Here is a 16,246-nt window from a genome sequence, read left to right as displayed (position 1 = left end):
TGTCAGATACGGCAGCTGTAGTTCTTGATCGGTAGGTTGTCGATGCTGGTCAGTGCGGTGGTGGGGTGCCTGCGAGCATGGGTACGGCCACCGTGATCATGAACGTTTGTGACGACGTATCAGGAGCAGGTGGCCGTGGAGGCCACGATAGCCGAGCAGGCATGGATGACGGCGCTGGGGGCGGTGACCGAAGAGATCGCGGACTGTTTCGGGCGCCGTGAACCCCGAGCCCTGGCACGGGAGATGTGCGAGGCGATGCTGATGGAGCTGGACACCCGCAACTGCTGGACCCTTGCCGAGGCCCTCGGGCACGGCGGTCCGCATCGGCTGCAGCACTTCCTGTCCCGCGCTTCGGTCGATCACGATCTGGCCCGGGACCGGATCGCGGCCTGGACGGCGGGTGAACTCGCCGACCCGGACGCGGTGTTGATCGTGGATGAGACCGGTGACGAGAAGTCCTCCACGGACTGCGTCGGTGCGGCCCACCAGTACTCCGGTGCGCTCGGCGGCCTCGGCCTGTGCCAGGTCGCGGTCCACCTCACCTACGCGAGCCGCACCGGGCACGCCCCGATCGACCGGGCCCTCTACCTCGGCAGGGAGTGGGTCGCCGACGAGGAACGCCGCCTGCTCACCCACGTCCCGGACGACATCGAGTTCGCCACCAAGCCCCAGCAGGCCGCCGTCATGCTGCAGCGTGCCCGCGACCTGGGCATACAGGCACGGTGGCTTGCCGGCGACGAGGTCTACGGCGGCCGTGAGCTGCGACAGGCCGCCCGCGCACTCGCCTTCGACTACGCCCTGGCCGTCCGCACCGATCACCGTGTGGACACCGCCGTCGGCCGCCTGACCGTCACCGACCTCGCGGCCCGGGTCCCGAAGAAGAGCTGGATGCGCCTGCGCACCGGCCACGGCCTGAAGGGCGACCGCCACTACGACTGGGCCGTGCTCGGCATCCGCCCCGACGACACCCCCGACGGACACCGGCCCGGGCACGCCGCCGTCCTGGTGCGCCGTCACCGCTACACCCGTGAACTCTCCTTCTACCGCTGCCATTCCGCCGCCCCGGTCACTCTGGCCGATCTTGTGGACGTGGTGTGCCGCAGGTGGCGCGTCGAGGAGGACTTCCAGATGGCCAAGGGCGTCTGCGGCCTCGACCAGGGCCAGACCACCTGCTGGAACTCCTGGATGCGCTGGACCTTGATCAGCATGCTCGCCGCCGCCGTCCTGGCCGTCGCCCGCGCCCGCACCACCACGGCCACCACGAGCAGCGAGCTCGTCCCGCCCAGCGGCCGCGAACTCCTCCGACTCCTGCGGATCACAGTCCTGCCCCGCCCCCGACGCGAACGCGACCACCTCCTGCACTGGTCAGCCTGGCGTCGCCACCACCAACACCAAGCCGCCCAAGCCCACCGCAGATGGAACAACATCACTGCCACAGCAACGACTTGACCAGCACCGATGCATCACCGATCAAGAACTACAGCTGCCGTGTCAGACCCTTCAGCTGTAGATCATGGTCGGGGTCGTAGTTCGTCGATCTCGTAGGGCGGGTAACTGGCGTGTATGCAGGTCGAGTTGCTGGACGTTGTGGGCGCGGTGTCGGACCGGGAGTGGGCGGAGGAGTGGGCCGGGCAGTTGGATGACCTGCTGTTGGAGGTCGGCCGGTTCTTCCCCCGGGTGGACGTGCGGTGTCGGGCTGCGGCGTGTGTGCGGGGCTTGTTGGGGCCGGTCTCGCGGAAGAACGGCTGGCAGTTGGCGGAGTACGCCGGCGACGGTGCGCCGTGGAATCAGCAGCATCTGCTGGACCGTGCGCGTTGGGACGTGGAGGGGATACGGGACTTTACGCGGCGTCACGTGGTCGCGGCGCTGGCGGATGATGGGGAGGGCGCGGGGCCGGGCGGGGCGGGAGTGCTGGTGGTGGACGAGACCGGGTTCGCCAAGCGCGGCACGGCTTCGGCGGGGGTGGCCAGGCAGTATTCCGGGGCGCTGGGGGGTGTCTTCCCCTGCCAGGTCGGGGTGATGGCCGCGTGGGCGACCGGAGCCGGTCAGGCGTTGATCGACCGGGAGTTGTACCTGCCGAAGGAGTGGACAGGCGACCCGGCGCGCTGCCGGGCCGCGCACGTGCCCGAGGACCGCGCTTTCATGACCAAGCCGCGGCTGGCCGAGGCGATGATCGAGCGGGCGCTGCCCGACCTGCCCCAGGGCGAAGGAGCAGTGTGGGTAGCGGCGGACGAGGTCTACGGGCGAGAAAAGGCCTTCCGCTCCTTCCTCGAGGAACATCACTTGCCCTACGTGGTAGCGGTCCAGGCGAACACGCCGGTACTGGCACGCCCGGGATGGAGGCATGCGGGACGGCTGGTGGAGCGCGTCGCCCAGGAGGAGGACTGGGTTCAGCTACCAGCCGGGCCCTCCCAGCTGGACACCCGCGTCTGGCAGTGGTGGGCACGCCGGATCATCGACCCGGGCGAGCCGGTCGGCGACGAGGCCTGGGCACGATGGATCATCGCGCGCCGCCGCCCCGAGGAACCAGCCAAGCGCGACTACTACCTGGGCTGGGGACCACCCGGGACAGCGATGGAAGACCTGGTGCTGGTCCCGGGAGCACGCTGGCGGGTGGAAGAAGCGATCAAGCTGGCGAAATCCGCCTGCGGACTGGCCGACTACGAGGTCCGCTCCTACCACGGCTGGTACCGGCACATCACCCTCGCCCAGCTCGCCGCCGCCTTCCTGGCCGGCTGCGACGCCCAAGCCGCCCGGGAACAGGGCCCACTGGCCTCCACCCGCTTCGGCCAAGACCAGCCCACACTGACCGGCGACCAGAGAGGGGGACCACGATGACCCCACCGGCACCCCGGCCCCCGTCCGCTTCACGGCCTTCGAGATCCAACGCCTGATCATCCTGCTCGCCCCGCAACCCGACCGGGCCGAGCGTATCCGGCACGGCCTGGCCTGGTCCGCCTACCGCCGCCTGCACCAGACCGTCGCCCGCGCCTGCCACCGCCGCACCCGCGCACGACGACGCATGGATCGGTCCGCATCTCACGCGACGTCAGAAGTACCACAAGGACCATGATCTACAACTGAAGGGTCAGAGTGTCCACACCACCGGGGTCACCTCACCAACACCATGTCCCCGCGCCACGAGTTCAACCGCTCAAGGAACTCGAAATCCTCACCGGACCGGGGATGGAACGGATGGACCAGCCGGACACGTCCATCGTCATCGCGGGGAACGAGCGCATTCGACGGCGATTGCCAATGCATTCGCCGAGTCGTTCTTCCAGGGTCTCAAGCGCGAGTTGCTCCACGGAAGGCGCTGGACCTCGAAGGCACAGACTCGACTGGAACTGTTCCGCCGGCTGTCGTACTACAACCGGCGCCGTCGGCATTCCGCGCTCGGCTACCTCACACCAGCCGAGTTCGAACAGCAACTGACCACATCACATACGCTGTCACTCGTCGCATGAAACCCGGTGTCCACTCCCGGGGATCAGCCTCAGTGCAGAGCCCGCGGTATCGGGCGCGTCCCCGTCTGCCGCTTTGTCGGCCTCCCCGCACTCGCCGGTGCCCGGTGCACCTCGGTTCGTATCAGGCGCTGGGCCCGGTGGTTTGGACCCACACGCGTGGATCCGAACCACCGGGGCCTGACCCGGAGATGGGCGTCCCGTTCAGCCGCAGATCTTCGACCGGATGCCCCCTGAGCGCGTCGGCTTGTGGTTCACCCATCAGGTGGAACCGGTCGCCAAGCCCTGCGTCCATGGCCGCGGCTGGTTCACCAGCCGCCGAGTACGATCGAGGGTTAGCGCGCAGCCTTCAACGGCGAGGAGCCCATGACCCGGTTACATCGAGTTGTCATCACCGCGGCTCAGCGCCAGCAGGCCCATGTGGATGTCGTGTACGGCCGGCGGCATGACCACGAACGGCCGCATCATGCCCTCGTCCTCGTGGTCGAGGAGGTGGCAGTGGTACATGACCCTACCGGTCTGCTCGGCGATCTTTCCTCCAATCGTGACCATTGTGTTCGCGTTGACGGTGATGGTGTCCTTCCAGCCGGACTCCTCAGGGGCAACGGGCACCCGATCCCCGACGGTGATGGGGGACGTGGTGGTCCCGCCGTTGAAGTCGAATCCGCTGACGTCGAGGCTACGCCGGTCCACCACCTGGAAGTCCAGCAGGTGTATGTGAATCGGGTGGTAGATCGGCACGTTGGGTGGTGCGATGCTGATGAGGTTCCACTTCTCCCACGTGTTGCTGGATGCGAAGAAGTTGGTGGCATCCTCGAAGATCGAGGCCACACGACGGATGGTCTTCGTCCCACTAGATAGGGTGATCTTGACGACGCCCTCGCCGGATGCGCTGGCGGAGACTTCCTTCATCTCCCAGATCACCGGCATGCCGGCCTTGTCGAGGGTGAGCACGACGAACCGCTCTTCACCCCCGGCAACGTCGTCGAGGGTGACGTTCTTGAAGTTGGGAGCCAGCGCTGCCGGAACGGTGTAGGCCTTGTTCCCCTCCCGCGCGACGCGGAACTGCATGATCTGGGGGTAGGGGATGAGGGCCGCGGGCATGGCGTCGCCGGGGGTGATGCCCGGAACGGTGTTGACGAGCTTGAGCTTCTTGCCCGGGAAGGCAGCGAAGTCGATCACAACGTCGGCGCGCTCCGCGGGGGAGAGCGACAGCGCCTCGTCGATGGTCTGAGGAGCGCCGAGCAGGCCCAGGTCGGTGGCGACGACCTTCATGGCCCCCTTCACCACCTTGCCGGTCTCCTCGTCCACCACAACCATCCGGTAGACGCGGGTAGCCGACCGGTTCAGCAGACGGAAACGGTAAGCACGGGCCTCCACGTTCAGGTAAGGCCACACCACACCGTTCACCATGGTGAACGGCCCGAGGGACGCGAACGACGGCGGGATCTTCCCCGGCTCCGGCTTCGTGACATAAACCTTCTTGTGAAGGATCTGCCCGGTCAGTCGCCCCTGGTCGTCGGATGCGAAGTTGGCGTCCTGGATCGTCAGCGGGATCTCGTAGGCACCGCTGGGCAGACCGAGCCCGGTCTCCACGTCGTCGCGAATGATGTAGTTGCCCAGCAGACCGGCTGCCACATTCACTGCGGTGACCGACATGGCGTGGTCATGGTAGAAGAGGTGCGTTGCGGCCATGTCGTTGCCGTATTCGGACAATTGCGCGTCGCCGGGCGTGACCGCGAGGTCCGCCCCGCCGTCGTGCAGGCCGTGGTCGTGGCCGCCGTGCAGGTGGACCGCAGTCCAGGCAGTGAGCTTGTCGATCTCGGGGCGCGGGAGCGTATCCGCGGATCCCGGCTGGTTGTAGGGCAGCAGGCCAGGCCCGGGGCCGTCGGGGGCCGCCCACACGGCCTTGACGGGGGTGGTGCCCTTCAGCTTGTTCTTCCAAGCGATGCGGGTCGTCTGCCCCTTCTGCACCTCGATTGTCGGCCCGGGGAAGTAGCCCGCGTAGGTCCACAGAGGGGTCGCCGGCATCTGGGAGTGCAGACGGATCCGGGATTGGACCAGGCTGACCTCCGTGACCCCGACCCCGGGGGTCAGCGTCGGGGGGATGCGCAGCTCGTCCTTGAACGGTGTCAGCTCAGTGAACTGCGGCGAGCTGACACCGTCGAGCGTCAGGTTGGCGCCGCCAGTCAACGTCTGGCCGTCCGTCGCGCTGGCCTCCGCGCTTCCGCCGGTCAGACCGTAGACGCCCGTGCCGGCCACGGCGGCACCGACAGCGGTGCCGCCGGCCATGCCAAGGAAAGTACGTCGAGAGTGCTTCATGTTGGATTATTCCCGTATTGAACGTTGTTGTTGTGTGTGAGCACCCGGGCATCGTTGCTTTGTACAACGATGCTCCAGAGAACTGAGTGATGTGTCCGGGCGCCTGTCCCCGTGAGGTCGCCGGAGCGTGCCCGAGTCGCCTGTCAGTCATGCGCTGTGGCGCAACACGGGGGCACAGCAGTTGACACTTCGTTTATCGGGCGGCCCGCTGCTAGTCAGCTCGGTCGGCAGCGCCTGGGTCGGCTTCGCCACCAGGGCCGAGACCCACGCCACCCTGAACCGACTGTGCGCACCCGGTCTGAGTACCCATGGGCGGCGATTGCAGAGCTCGATGGATTTCCGAGCTGCGGCAGGGGTCGCTCACGTTACGACTGCCGTTGACCGCACAGACACCTGGAATGCGACTTGCCGCGCCCGGCCGCCGCCGGACGATTCTCGCCCCCAAGCTGTTCGGTTTCAGCGATCGCCGAAGATGTTGCCGGCAGACCGCCAGGCAGCAGCCCCACAAGAGGCAGGACGGCGTGTTTCACAACTCGGTTCCTTTCCTTGTGGCCCTCCGGCCGTATTGCCGGAGGGCAAGGAGGCCGGATCGCAGTGCACATGGAGTCGCCGGCTGACGGGGAGACCCGCTCGGGTCGGTCGCTGCGGACGTCCCCGTTAACGCCCACGCGGCTACCCTGTTGCCGACTTGAGGTTGGCACCGCTGGCCCAAAGCCCAGCACGCGATTCCCCCCGGATCTGCACTGAGGTGGCTAGCCACAATGCCAGTGATTTAACACGCACTTTGATGCTCTGACGTGCGAAAATGCTGTCTGCACGGGTCTTCGATGGTCGTTAAGTCACTAGGATTTAGGCTAGCCAGGAAACGTAGAGCCGACCTCTCACTGTCATACACAGGAACATAAGAGGCGACCGATATGGGCAAGTTGGTGTTTCGGGATGTCCTTGTGACTGCTGGTGCCGGCGGCTGCCGCACGACTTCCCGCCCTACAAGACGGTCTACGACTGATCCGCCAAGGGGAAGCGGGCAGCACGACCCAGCAGCTCTACGACTTGTTACGGGAAAAGACGCGCCGTGCGCACGGCCGTAGCCCCGATCCCGCGTTCATCCACTGGCCTCGATTCTTCCAAGGACTGCCGACGACGTCGTAAGCGGCTGGCTGCCCGATATGTCCCGTGCCGTGTCGGGACTGGCCGTCGCATGACGCTGCGGGGGCGTCGGGTTCCACGGGCCCGAGGGTGGTGCAGTGCTCTCCTCTCCGGTGTCGTTGGGGTGGTGGTCGGCCGGTCAGGTGAGGGCCGGAAGCTGGGTTGCCCGCTGCCAGGCGGTGGTGAACGCCGCTGCCCAGGGCCAGGCGCGGTCGAGGTGGAGGGTGCGCCTGCGGGCGTGGGCGGTGAGCCTGGCGGGCAGGTGGTAGAGCTTCGTGCGGATCGTCTCCGGCTCCGCGGCGGCGAGGGCGGGCTCGTCGTGCAGGAGGAGGAGCCGGGTCCATGCGTCGAGGTCGGCGGCGATCGTGGCGGCCAGCACCCAGGCGGCATTCAGCTGCCAGGACTTCGAGGGCAGCAGCCCGAGGCCGGCCCGCTTGATCGCTTTGACGCGGTCCTCTACCTCGGCGTCATCACGGTAGAGGGCGTCCACGAACCACACTTGCCCGGAGCCCGGCACCCCGGAAAGTCCCTGGTGGGCGGGGATGTTCGTGGCGATGACCTGGTAGCGCCAGCCGGTGCACTTCTCGAAGACGGTCAGCTTCTTCGCATCCCGCCGCGAAGGCTTGACCCGGCGCACGATCAGCCGCATCCCCGCGGCCAGCCGGTCAGGTCACGGACCCCGGTCAGCTCGGCGACCTGGTAGGAGATCCATTCACCGTCGGGTCCCTTGATCTCGTGGACCTCGCCGTCCTGCCGCTGCGCGCAGGTCCACACGTTCTCGGGCAGCAGCGCGATGGCCTGCTCGCCCGTCTCGTTGATGGCCCAGCCGGTCACCCAGCGCACCCGGCGCCAGCTGGTGGTCAGCGCCTGGAGGTGGTCGAGGACGTCGTGGCTGAAGGCCGCGCCGTCGATCCGGATCAGCAGCTTCGACCACAGCGGCAGAGGGAGTTGCCGCAGCGCGGCAGCCAGGACCGTCTTGTGGTCGGCGACGTCGTTGGGCGGCGCGTTGCCGGGCCGCAGCAGCATGGCGACGCACTCACGGGTGTTGGCCACCCACGCCCCCAGCGGCATGTGGCCGAAGCTGCCCTTGAAGGTGCCCGCCGCGCCTTCCTTCCGGCTGGTGCAGGTGACAATGGTCGCGTCGAGGTCGAGGACGTACCAGCCGGTCAACTCTCAACTGCACACCCAGATCCAGGGGAAGCCGCCGGGTCGGAGGGCGAGCAGCATCCACATCACACGGCGTATCGCGGCGCGGGCGCGTTCCACCCGGGCCGCGACCGGGGTGTCGATCGCCGCCAGGGCGCGGCGCAGGGTACTGTCCGAGACCGGCCGCGGGAACACCGGACGCCAGTGGTACTGGAGTTGCTCGGCCTCCAGGACGTTCGTCGCGCCGAGCACGATCGCGCAGGCCAGCTGGACCAGCGCCATGCCCCGATCCCGCCGGCACGGTCCGGTGCCCTTCGGTAACGCCGCACTCAGCGCGGTGGCCAGGCCGACGCGCTCGGCGACCTTCCGCAACAGCACCACGCCCAGGGCTGATGCGCTCTCACTCGGCGAGATGAGCTGATCGCGTGTGCATGCACCGAGGCGGCCGGACTGCAGACGGTGAACGCGACCCCCGATGATCAAGGTTCTCGAAGCCTTTGATCACGAACAGGGGTCGCGTTCGCGTGTCATCCTCCCTGATCGACGTCATGCAGCGCCACTGCGGGCACGCCGACCTGCCCTGCCCGCCCGAGCAGCTCACCTCACTTCGCGAGATCCTGGACGGCTCCCCGATCCAAGGCGGGTCAGGGGCCGCCGCTACCGGCTGGGCTCCCTGCTCGCCCTGTGCCTGCTCGCAGTCCTCGGCGGTGCCACCACACTGGCCGGCATCGCCCGGTTCGCCGTCGACGCCACCCCTGAAACACGGACACGCATCGGCCTTACGCGTCTCCCGCGCGCCACCACCGTGGGCCGCCTGCTGTCCCGCATCGACGGCGACGCCTTCGATGACGCCGTGGGTGCCTGGCTCGCCCGGTACTCCCGTGACCCGGTCGAGGACGAGACGCCCACGCTGGTGGGACTGGCCGTCGACGGCAAGGCCGTCCGCGGCAGCCGTCGTGACGGCCAGACGGCCGTCCACCTCCTGGCTGCGGTCCTGCACGAGAGCCAGGCCGTGATCTCCCAGCGGCAGATCGCCACGAAGAGCAAATCCGGCCCTCCTGTCGGATCTCGTCTTTCGCAGTTTGCTTGGTCGGTAGTGACGACTGGGGCGGCGATCGGTTCTCTTGCGGCGGGTGTCGCCGTCGGCCGGGACGCGAGGAAGCATCGACGGTAGAAGAAGTTCCGCTCCCGGAGAGGAGTGACCCGTCGATGCTTCCGTTTCCGACTGTACCGCCGTCCCTGGACTGGCTGCTGGGCGTCTTGCGGCCCTGTTTCCGGGCGCCGACTTACCGAGCGTTCACCGCACTGGTCGTGGGGATGATCGCGCAGACCGGCCGCCACACCGTGTGCGGCATGCTGCTGGGCGCCGGTCTGGGCGGGGTGTGGCACCACGCCCGCGCCCACCGCTTCTTCTCCACCGCCCGCTGGTCGGCCGACCGGGTCGGCCTGGCCCTGGCCCGCCTGATCGCTGACCTGCTCCTGCCGTCGGATGCGGCACTGGAGGTGGCGGTGGACGAGACCTTCTTCCGCCGCCGCGGCAAGAAGGTCTTCGGCGTGCTGTGGGGATACGACGGCTCGGTCAACGCCCCCAAGCCCCTTCAGGTCGGCTGGGGCCACTGCTGGGTGATCGCCGGCCTGGTGGTGCACCTGCCCGGCTGCCCGCGCCCAATCTGCCTGCCGGTGCTCTTGCGCCTGTGGGCCGGCAAGGGCACCGTCACCCGGGTCCAGCTCGCCCGCACCCTGGTGGAACTGCTCGCCCGTGCCTTCCCCGACCGCACCCTGCACGTCGTCGCCGACGGCGCCTACGCCACGCACGTGCTGCGCGGACTGCCCGACCGGATCACCTTCACCACCCGGGCCGCCCACCGGTCGGTCTTCTACGGTCTGCCGCCCGCGCCGACCGGCAGGCGCGGACGCCCCCGGCTCAAGGGCGACCGGCTGGGCACCAGCGCCGACCTCGCCGCCCGCACCCGCTTCCGCCCCTGCCGCACCACCTGCTACGGGCACGCCGTCACAGTGCGGGTGGCCGAGACCGTCTGCCTGTGGTACGGCGTCTTCGGGCCCCGCCCCGTGCGGGTGCTGACCGTGCGTAACCCTGCCGTGCGGGGCAAGGAGCTGACCGTGGTCACCACCGACCTGGCCTCATCAGTTGCGGCCCTGGTCTCCCGCTACGCCAGGCGCTGGTCCATCGAGGTCGCCGTCTTTGACGCCAAGCAGGTCGTCGGCGCCGGGCAGGCCCGCAACCGCACCCGGGCCGCGGTCGAACGCACCGTGCCATTCGCCATGATTTGCACCAGCCTGATCCCGTTGTGGTACAGCCAGTTCGGCGACCCGGCCGCGGACGTGGCCGCCTACCGCAGCACCGCACCCTGGTACACCACCAAGCGGGAACCCTCCTTCGAGGACATGGCCCTCGCACTGCGACGCACCGTCATCGCCGCCCGATTTAACCCCCTGCGGGCCCAACCCCCAACAGCCGCCGAAATCCTGGAAGTCCAGCGGGCATGGGCCTCCGCTGCCGCCTGAACTGCGAAAGACGAGTCGGATCCGTGGGTAGCGGTTATGGGGTTTGACGGCCTGGTAGGTGGGGGCGGTGTCCGCCGAGGCTGAGCATGGCGAGGGCGATGAGGGCGTCGGGGTCCTTGAAGCCGAACGCCATACGGGTGATCAGCCGGATCTTGGTGTTCATACTCTCGACCAGACCGTTGCTCATGGAGTGCTCGGCGGCAGCGGTGATGGCGTCCCAGTGCCTGACGACGGCGCGTTGCAGCTTCACGAATGGCTCCAGGCGGCAACGCCGGGCCCAGGTCACCCAGTCCCGTAACGCTTCGCCGATGTCCGCGCCCTGCTTGAGGGCGACCCTCAGGCCCTCCTTGAGCAGGTAAGCGCGGTGCAGGACGGGGTGGCCCTGGCGATGAAGGCGAGTTGGGCACGCTGGCCGGAGGTGAGATCCTCGGGGTTCTTCCACAGCGCGAAGCGGGCCTTCTTCAGCGACTTCGACCCGCGCGTGGCCCGTCCCTTGCCACCGCGCTCGGCATTCCACACCGCGCGGCGGACCTCGTCCAGGGCATCGGTGGCCCACTGCACGACGTGGAAGGGGTCCATCACCCGCACCGCGTTCGCACACCGCTCGGCCACGACCGTGGAGATCCACTCGGCGGCGTCCGCGGTCACGTGCGTGATCTTCGCTGCCCGCTTCTCGCCCAGCAGGTCGAAGAAGGCCCGCAGGGTGTCCGCGTCCCTGCCCGCAGCTGCCCACACCAGGCGGCCGGTGTCGTGATCGACCACGATGGTCAGGTACTTGTGGCGCTTCTTGTAGGAGATCTCATCGATCCCGATCCGGCGCAGCCCGGCCAGCAGGTCCACCCACTCCTCGACATCCGTCCATACCCGGGCACAGATACTGCCGACCGTGCGCCAGCCGATCCGCATCAGCTCGGTGACCGTGGTCTTCGAGCAGTGCGTGGCCAGCCACGCCACCGTGTCGTCGAACGCCAGGGTGTGCCCGGCGCCGCGTCTGGCCCAGGGCACCGCGGCCACCGTCACGCCATGCTCTGGGCAAAACACCCGCGGCGCCTCCGCCTCGATCACCGCCCGCAGGGTGCCCACATCCAGCGCCCGCCAGCGCCGACGGCCCTCACCGCTGTCATACCCGGCGCACCGGCGCTCGCAGACCCCGCACCGCTGACGGCGGCCCCTGGCCGGACGGGCGTGCACCACGATCAGCACGTCGCCGTCGTCTGCGTCGGGGTCGCACTCCTCGACCTCCACCGACTCGATCACGGTCCTTTCGACACCGAGCAGCCGAGTCCGTATCCTTGAAGATCGCACGCCGTATCCAGGTTCTTCCGTTTCGTACCTTTAGCAGTCGAAACGTATCCCGGGTACGGCGTGTTGCTTGCATCGCCCCTGGTCAGCGACCCACGGAAGCGACAGGGGAGCCGGAAAAGGCCGTCCGTACGGAGCTTTTGACGACATCCAGGACGGGCGGGAAGCTGATGCGGGCCGGGTCGATACCGGCGGTCACGGCGGCTCTTGTGATCAGGGTGCGCAGGGCCTGGTAGACGCACAGCAGGGCCCACAGTTCCTGGCGTACGCCCTCGGGTTTGCCTGACCGCAGGACGCCGCCGCTTTGCCGTAGGTCGATCTTGACCAGCTTGAACAGGACCTCCACCGACCACCGTTCGGCGTAGGTGCGGGCCAGTTCGAGCGCCGGGGCCGTCTCGGGGTCCAGCAGAGTGGTGACCAGGCAGAACACCTCACTGACGCCGTCGTCGTCGGCCACGCTGTACTCGATGACCCTCACCGTGACGCGCTCGGTGCGCCTGGTGCCGCGCAGTTCGGACAGGTACGTGCCATCAGCCAGGCGCCTCTTCACGGGCAGGGCGAAGGAGGCCGAAACGCGCCACAGCAGTTCGGCACCCGTCGCGGCGGCGGCCGTGTACAGGTCGTAGGAGGGAAAGCCCCGGTCGGCCAGCAGCAGCATGCCCGGCGTCAGCCGGTCCAGCAGGCGTTCGAACAGGACCCGTTCACCGACCTCGACGGAGTCGAAGGCCGCCCCGGCCAGGGCCAGGGTGCCGCACTCGGCCAGAGCGACCAGGCGGGCCTGCGGGCGGCTGCCTCCGGCCGGCACACCGAAAGCGGCCTCGTTGTGCCGACCCGAGGGCAGGTCGAAGACCGTGCCGTCCACCGCCATCAGCCGCAGGCCCCGCCAGAACGAATCCGGCATCCGCTCATCGGCCACCGGCGCGGCGACCTCCTCGAACAGGTACCGCAGCGGCGCCTCGCCGAGCCGGTAGCGCGCCAGGGAGATCGCCCCGTCGCTGGGCACCCGGTAACCGTCCCAGGTGGCATCACCCGCGCGGGCATGAGCCCGCGCCCGCTCGGCCAGCGAGCCGGGCAGCTTGACGGTGAACACGACGTTCGCTTCGGGGACATCGACGCGGCCTGCAGCCATGGCCTGCTCCACATACCGGCGTGCCTGACGCACCGACACCTCGTACCGGCCGGCCAGCACACGCGCGGCGGCAAGGGCGGACACTCCCGCCGCGACCAGGTCAGCGGCGGCATTGACCCGCCGGGCGTACTCGATGCCGTCGACACGCTCCCCGCGCACCATGTCATGAATGTACTACCCGTCACGACGTGGCCTACTCTTCGTGCGCGGCAGCTTCTCCAACCGCCGGTAGCTGAGCGTCACTTCGAAGCAGAAGTTGCCCATTGCGTTGGGGGCGTGGCAACGCCGCCTTGTGGTGCTCCGCTGAGCGTGTCGTTCCACTGCCAGTCCTCCAAATACCCGGCCTTGAGCAATATGCCCTGCGCTCGGGAATCGAGGGCACCATGTCCCAGGCATCCCGCCGCTGCGACGCCCACCACGCGCGCTACAAGGGGATTGCCAAAACCCACCTGCAACACGTACTCACCGCGATGGCCCTCAACCTCGTCCGCATCGACGCATGGCTCACCGGAACCCCGCTCGGCGGCAGCTGGACCTCACGCCTCGACACCCTCCGCCTCTCACTCGCGTCACCGTGAAAAGACCAGCAGAGTCACCTCAAGGGTCACCTCAATACTTGCCCCGTCAAGCTGTTACCCTCAATGAGGTCCTTGGTAAGCCCACCCACCAGGCACTCACCATGGCGGCGCCAGGGCTTCGACGCGCTCTGGCAGGGCTACGAGCGCCGCTTCGCGCGCTGATCACTCCATGGAGACATTGATGAACGACAGGTACGAGATTCAGGACGTCCTCTCCCGGTACGTCCGCGCCAATGACGAGCGGGACCACGCGGCCCTGGCCGCGCTGTTCGCCGAGGACGGGGTGTTCCGGTTCTTCGGCCGATCCGGCACGGGGAAGTACCAGCTCTCCGGGGAGGCGATCACCGGCGCGGGGGAGATCAAGGCATTTGCTGAGGGATGGCCGCCGCTCGCGGAGCGGCTGTACCTGCACCACATGACCACCGACCATGTCATCGAGGTCGACGGCGACCAGGCGACCATGAACGCGCAGTTCGTGGTGATGTCGACGGTCGCTGATGCGGAGCCTGAGGGTGGCTGGCCGAAGGGCCTTCTAGGGGTGCAGGGCAGCATCACGCCGATCATGATCGGCTTGTATGATTCAGACCTTCGCAGCATTGACGGGGTGTGGAAACTCACCCGACTCGACGTCCTGCATAGCCTGCCGCACAGCCTGCCGACCGTAAATCGGTAACGACCTTGAGGCGAGAGCGGTGGTGACGGTTGACCCGTGACGCCAGAAAGGCCGCACGGGGTTGGGCAAGTTGTGACGCTTACCTGGGTCCGTGCGGCCTGTGAGGTGACCCCTGAGGTGTAGACGCTCTGATGGCGGATCTTCATGGTCCGGGAGGATGGTTCACACGGCAGGGCGGATGTACAACCCGGAATTCCGGTCGTCCGCCTCCGTACCTCGGGTCGCCGGTTCGTTCGGCTTTGAAGCGTTCGGCGCTGGTGGGCGTCTTGGCTCCGGTACCGTCACCGGGTTTGAGCGTGCGCAAGCCCATCTCCTGTTCGATGCGGCGGTATTCGGCCTGGGCCTTCTTGTAGTCGTAGTTCATCCTGTGGCGACGCAGGTCGCCTCGGACCATGGTGGCGAGGATGTGGATGTGGTCGTCCCCGTGGCGTACGGAGACCCAGCGGCATTCGTCCGGGTCTCCTTCGGGGGCGAGGCCGACGGCTTGGACCAAGCGGCGGGCGACCGAGGTAGGGCGTTGTCCCAAGGTCGGGTAGTTAGCGTATTTGCGCTGGTGGCAAGGGTTTTGAGGGGGGCCTCGGGCTGGCGTAGGTCGCAGGTTGGGTCTTGGTGATGAGTCCTTGTGTGGCCCATCTGTCGAGTTGCCGGTACATCGAGCCGAGGTGGCGGGCGAGGTCGCGGGTGTGCCAGTGGCGGTCCGAACTCGGCATCTCGCTGGAACCCGCCCGGTCGGAGGCGCTGCGGGCGAAGCTGAACCGGCTAAGCGGATGACCTGAAGTTCTGCGCGGAATCCGGGGCGGCGGCGTCGGCCGGGCGCGATGGCCTCGATGACACGGGGACCTCGCCGGGTGTTGTATCGAGGTTGAACAAACTATGACAAAACCGGCGAGGTCAAGGCCAGTATGCGTCCGGCATCCGTGTTCGCCAACCCTCCCGGCGTGGCGGACCAGCACCTGTACCACCTGCTGCACCACCGCTGGCGGGAGGCCGCCCGCGTCGTGATGGTGCTGCTGTCCGCCGCCGGCCTGACCGCAGGAGAGATCGGCGAGCTGCTCGGCTACCACCCGGCCACGGTGCGCCGCTGGATCCACCGCTACCACGCCGACGGCGCCCCGGGCCTGGCCGACCGCCCCCGCCCAGGACGCCCCCGGCTCGGCGGGCCGAGGTTGAGCGAGCGCATCCGCCGCCTGCTGACCCGCCCCGGGCCGTGGACCGTCCGCCGGATCCACCACCGCCTGGGCCGGCCGAAGATCAGCCCGCGCACCGTTTACCGGCGCACGCGCGAGCAGGCGGCCTGGCGGCGGCCCCGCCTGACGGCCAAGGGCGACCCGAACCGGCGGCGCGTCCTGGCCGCCCTGCGCCGGCAACTGCGGGCCCTGCCCCGTGGGTCGGTGGTCTGGGCCGAGGACGAGACCCACCTGCACCTGCTGCCGCACATCCGGGCGAGCTGGATCCTGCGCGGGACGCGGCAGCAAGTGGCCACCCCGGGAAAGAACCGGCAGACCACCGTCTTCGGTGCCCTGGAGGTGGCCACCGGCGCCTGGGTCTACACCCTCGACCGCCGCCGCAGTGCCGCCACCTTCGTCGCCCTCCTCCAACTGCTGCTGGCCGCCTACCCCGACACCCCGGCCGTCGCGGTGCTCTGCGACAACGACAGCATCCACCACGCGAAGGCGGTGACCGCCTACCTGGCCGACCAGCCCCGCCTGCGCCTGCTGTTCGGCGCCCGCTACAGCCCGCACGACAACCCGGTCGAGCGCATCTGGGCCGCGCTGAAGGCGTTCCTCGCCAACACCGCCGTCACCTGGCCGAGCCGCCTGCGCCAGGTCCACGCCTTCTTCCGACAACGCTCACCCACCCAGATGCTGACCACCGCCGCACCCTGGGCCTCACCCTGGCTGCCGAGGGATTACGCGCAGAACTTCAGGTCATCCGCTTAGCTGAGCGGGGCTGGCTG

13 protein-coding genes and 3 pseudogenes are annotated in these 16,246 nt (G+C 68.3%); 8 read left to right on the top strand and 8 right to left on the bottom strand.

Going from position 1 to position 16,246, the window contains the following annotated elements; genetic code table 11:
* Positions 1–108 precede the first annotated feature (108 nt).
* Together ACQEXA_RS11950 and ACQEXA_RS11945 are read left to right on the top strand one after the other, a co-directional pair.
* The gene (locus tag ACQEXA_RS11950; protein ID WP_433129726.1) at positions 109–1,449 is read left to right on the top strand and encodes an IS701 family transposase; all 1,341 of its coding nucleotides are present in this window, start codon (positions 109–111) and stop codon (positions 1,447–1,449) included.
* 114 nt (positions 1,450–1,563) lie between these two features.
* Positions 1,564–2,838, top strand: coding sequence for an IS701 family transposase (locus ACQEXA_RS11945; RefSeq protein ID WP_432921162.1), 1,275 nt, complete (start codon positions 1,564–1,566; stop codon positions 2,836–2,838).
* 273 nt (positions 2,839–3,111) lie between these two features.
* On the opposite strand, the gene ACQEXA_RS11940 is transcribed toward ACQEXA_RS11945, so the two are convergent.
* On the bottom strand, positions 3,112–3,264 hold the full coding sequence (locus ACQEXA_RS11940; protein WP_433129724.1) for a DUF5372 family protein: 153 nt from the start codon (positions 3,262–3,264) through the stop codon (positions 3,112–3,114).
* On the opposite strand from ACQEXA_RS11940, the pseudogene ACQEXA_RS11935 reads away from it, so the two are divergent.
* A pseudogene (locus ACQEXA_RS11935) lies at positions 3,258–3,467 on the top strand (integrase core domain-containing protein); the annotation flags it as partial. The gene ACQEXA_RS11940 and the pseudogene ACQEXA_RS11935 overlap by 7 nt on opposite strands.
* A 372-nt stretch (positions 3,468–3,839) precedes the next feature.
* On the opposite strand, the gene ACQEXA_RS11930 reads toward ACQEXA_RS11935, so the two are convergent.
* From ACQEXA_RS11930 to ACQEXA_RS11915, 4 genes are all read right to left on the bottom strand, one after another.
* Positions 3,840–5,756 carry a multicopper oxidase family protein gene (locus ACQEXA_RS11930; RefSeq protein WP_433129722.1) on the bottom strand — a complete coding sequence of 639 codons (1,917 nt, stop codon included), beginning with the start codon at positions 5,754–5,756 and terminating at the stop codon, positions 3,840–3,842.
* A 1,318-nt stretch (positions 5,757–7,074) separates the two neighbouring features.
* Positions 7,075–7,572 (bottom strand): transposase, encoded by a 498-nt coding sequence (locus tag ACQEXA_RS11925; protein WP_433129720.1) that lies wholly within the window; start codon positions 7,570–7,572, stop codon positions 7,075–7,077.
* A 2-nt stretch (positions 7,573–7,574) separates the two neighbouring features.
* A complete protein-coding gene (locus ACQEXA_RS11920) occupies positions 7,575–8,105 on the bottom strand; it encodes a transposase (RefSeq protein WP_433129718.1) in 531 nt (176 codons plus the stop codon).
* Between the two features lie 3 nt (positions 8,106–8,108).
* Positions 8,109–8,462 (bottom strand): hypothetical protein, encoded by a 354-nt coding sequence (locus ACQEXA_RS11915; RefSeq protein ID WP_433129716.1) that lies wholly within the window; start codon positions 8,460–8,462, stop codon positions 8,109–8,111.
* A gap of 94 nt (positions 8,463–8,556) precedes the next feature.
* Between ACQEXA_RS11915 and ACQEXA_RS11910 the strand changes: the two genes are divergently transcribed.
* Both ACQEXA_RS11910 and ACQEXA_RS11905 read left to right on the top strand, forming a co-directional pair.
* Positions 8,557–9,255 (top strand): transposase family protein, encoded by a 699-nt coding sequence (locus ACQEXA_RS11910; protein WP_433129714.1) that lies wholly within the window; start codon positions 8,557–8,559, stop codon positions 9,253–9,255.
* A 35-nt stretch (positions 9,256–9,290) separates the two neighbouring features.
* The gene (locus ACQEXA_RS11905) at positions 9,291–10,607 is read left to right on the top strand and encodes an IS701 family transposase (protein WP_433129712.1); all 1,317 of its coding nucleotides are present in this window, start codon (positions 9,291–9,293) and stop codon (positions 10,605–10,607) included.
* A gap of 34 nt (positions 10,608–10,641) precedes the next feature.
* Here ACQEXA_RS11905 and ACQEXA_RS11900 read toward each other — a convergent pair.
* A pseudogene (locus tag ACQEXA_RS11900) lies at positions 10,642–11,912 on the bottom strand (ISL3 family transposase).
* An 82-nt stretch (positions 11,913–11,994) separates the two neighbouring features.
* Complete coding sequence (locus ACQEXA_RS11895) at positions 11,995–13,200, bottom strand: IS4 family transposase (RefSeq protein WP_433129710.1); 1,206 nt, start codon at positions 13,198–13,200, stop codon at positions 11,995–11,997.
* 221 nt (positions 13,201–13,421) lie between these two features.
* On the opposite strand from ACQEXA_RS11895, the gene ACQEXA_RS11890 reads away from it, so the two are divergent.
* Together ACQEXA_RS11890 and ACQEXA_RS11885 are read left to right on the top strand one after the other, a co-directional pair.
* The gene (locus ACQEXA_RS11890) at positions 13,422–13,616 is read left to right on the top strand and encodes a hypothetical protein (protein ID WP_433129709.1); all 195 of its coding nucleotides are present in this window, start codon (positions 13,422–13,424) and stop codon (positions 13,614–13,616) included.
* 181 nt (positions 13,617–13,797) lie between these two features.
* A complete protein-coding gene (locus tag ACQEXA_RS11885; protein ID WP_433129707.1) occupies positions 13,798–14,289 on the top strand; it encodes a nuclear transport factor 2 family protein in 492 nt (163 codons plus the stop codon).
* 217 nt (positions 14,290–14,506) lie between these two features.
* On the opposite strand, the pseudogene ACQEXA_RS11880 reads toward ACQEXA_RS11885, so the two are convergent.
* A pseudogene (locus ACQEXA_RS11880) lies at positions 14,507–14,797 on the bottom strand (relaxase/mobilization nuclease domain-containing protein); the annotation flags it as partial.
* Positions 14,798–15,191: 394 nt separating this feature from the next.
* Between ACQEXA_RS11880 and ACQEXA_RS11875 the strand changes: the two are divergent.
* Entirely contained in the window at positions 15,192–16,229 is a 1,038-nt protein-coding gene (locus ACQEXA_RS11875) for an IS630 family transposase (protein ID WP_433129705.1), read from the top strand.
* Positions 16,230–16,246: the final 17 nt, after the last annotated feature.

The organism is Streptomyces sp. CA-106110 (assembly GCF_050936285.1).
Classification (GTDB): domain Bacteria; phylum Actinomycetota; class Actinomycetes; order Streptomycetales; family Streptomycetaceae; genus Streptomyces.
The sequence above is the reverse complement of the archived record's forward strand: the minus strand, read 5'-3'. Positions and strand labels throughout refer to the sequence as shown.

Bases quoted from the DNA above. Each gene is read 5' to 3' on its own strand.
- ACQEXA_RS11940 (WP_433129724.1), bottom strand. From the start codon at position 3,264: ATGCATTGGCAATCGCCGTCGAATGCGCTCGTTCCCCGCGATGACGAT.
- ACQEXA_RS11890 (WP_433129709.1), top strand. From the start codon at position 13,422: ATGTCCCAGGCATCCCGCCGCTGCGACGCCCACCACGCGCGCTACAAG.
- ACQEXA_RS11945 (WP_432921162.1), top strand. From the start codon at position 1,564: ATGCAGGTCGAGTTGCTGGACGTTGTGGGCGCGGTGTCGGACCGGGAG.
- ACQEXA_RS11910 (WP_433129714.1), top strand. From the start codon at position 8,557: ATGATCAAGGTTCTCGAAGCCTTTGATCACGAACAGGGGTCGCGTTCG.
- ACQEXA_RS11930 (WP_433129722.1), bottom strand. From the start codon at position 5,756: ATGGCCGGCGGCACCGCTGTCGGTGCCGCCGTGGCCGGCACGGGCGTC.
- ACQEXA_RS11895 (WP_433129710.1), bottom strand. From the start codon at position 13,200: ATGGTGCGCGGGGAGCGTGTCGACGGCATCGAGTACGCCCGGCGGGTC.
- ACQEXA_RS11885 (WP_433129707.1), top strand. From the start codon at position 13,798: ATGAACGACAGGTACGAGATTCAGGACGTCCTCTCCCGGTACGTCCGC.
- ACQEXA_RS11875 (WP_433129705.1), top strand. From the start codon at position 15,192: ATGCGTCCGGCATCCGTGTTCGCCAACCCTCCCGGCGTGGCGGACCAG.
- ACQEXA_RS11905 (WP_433129712.1), top strand. From the start codon at position 9,291: ATGCTTCCGTTTCCGACTGTACCGCCGTCCCTGGACTGGCTGCTGGGC.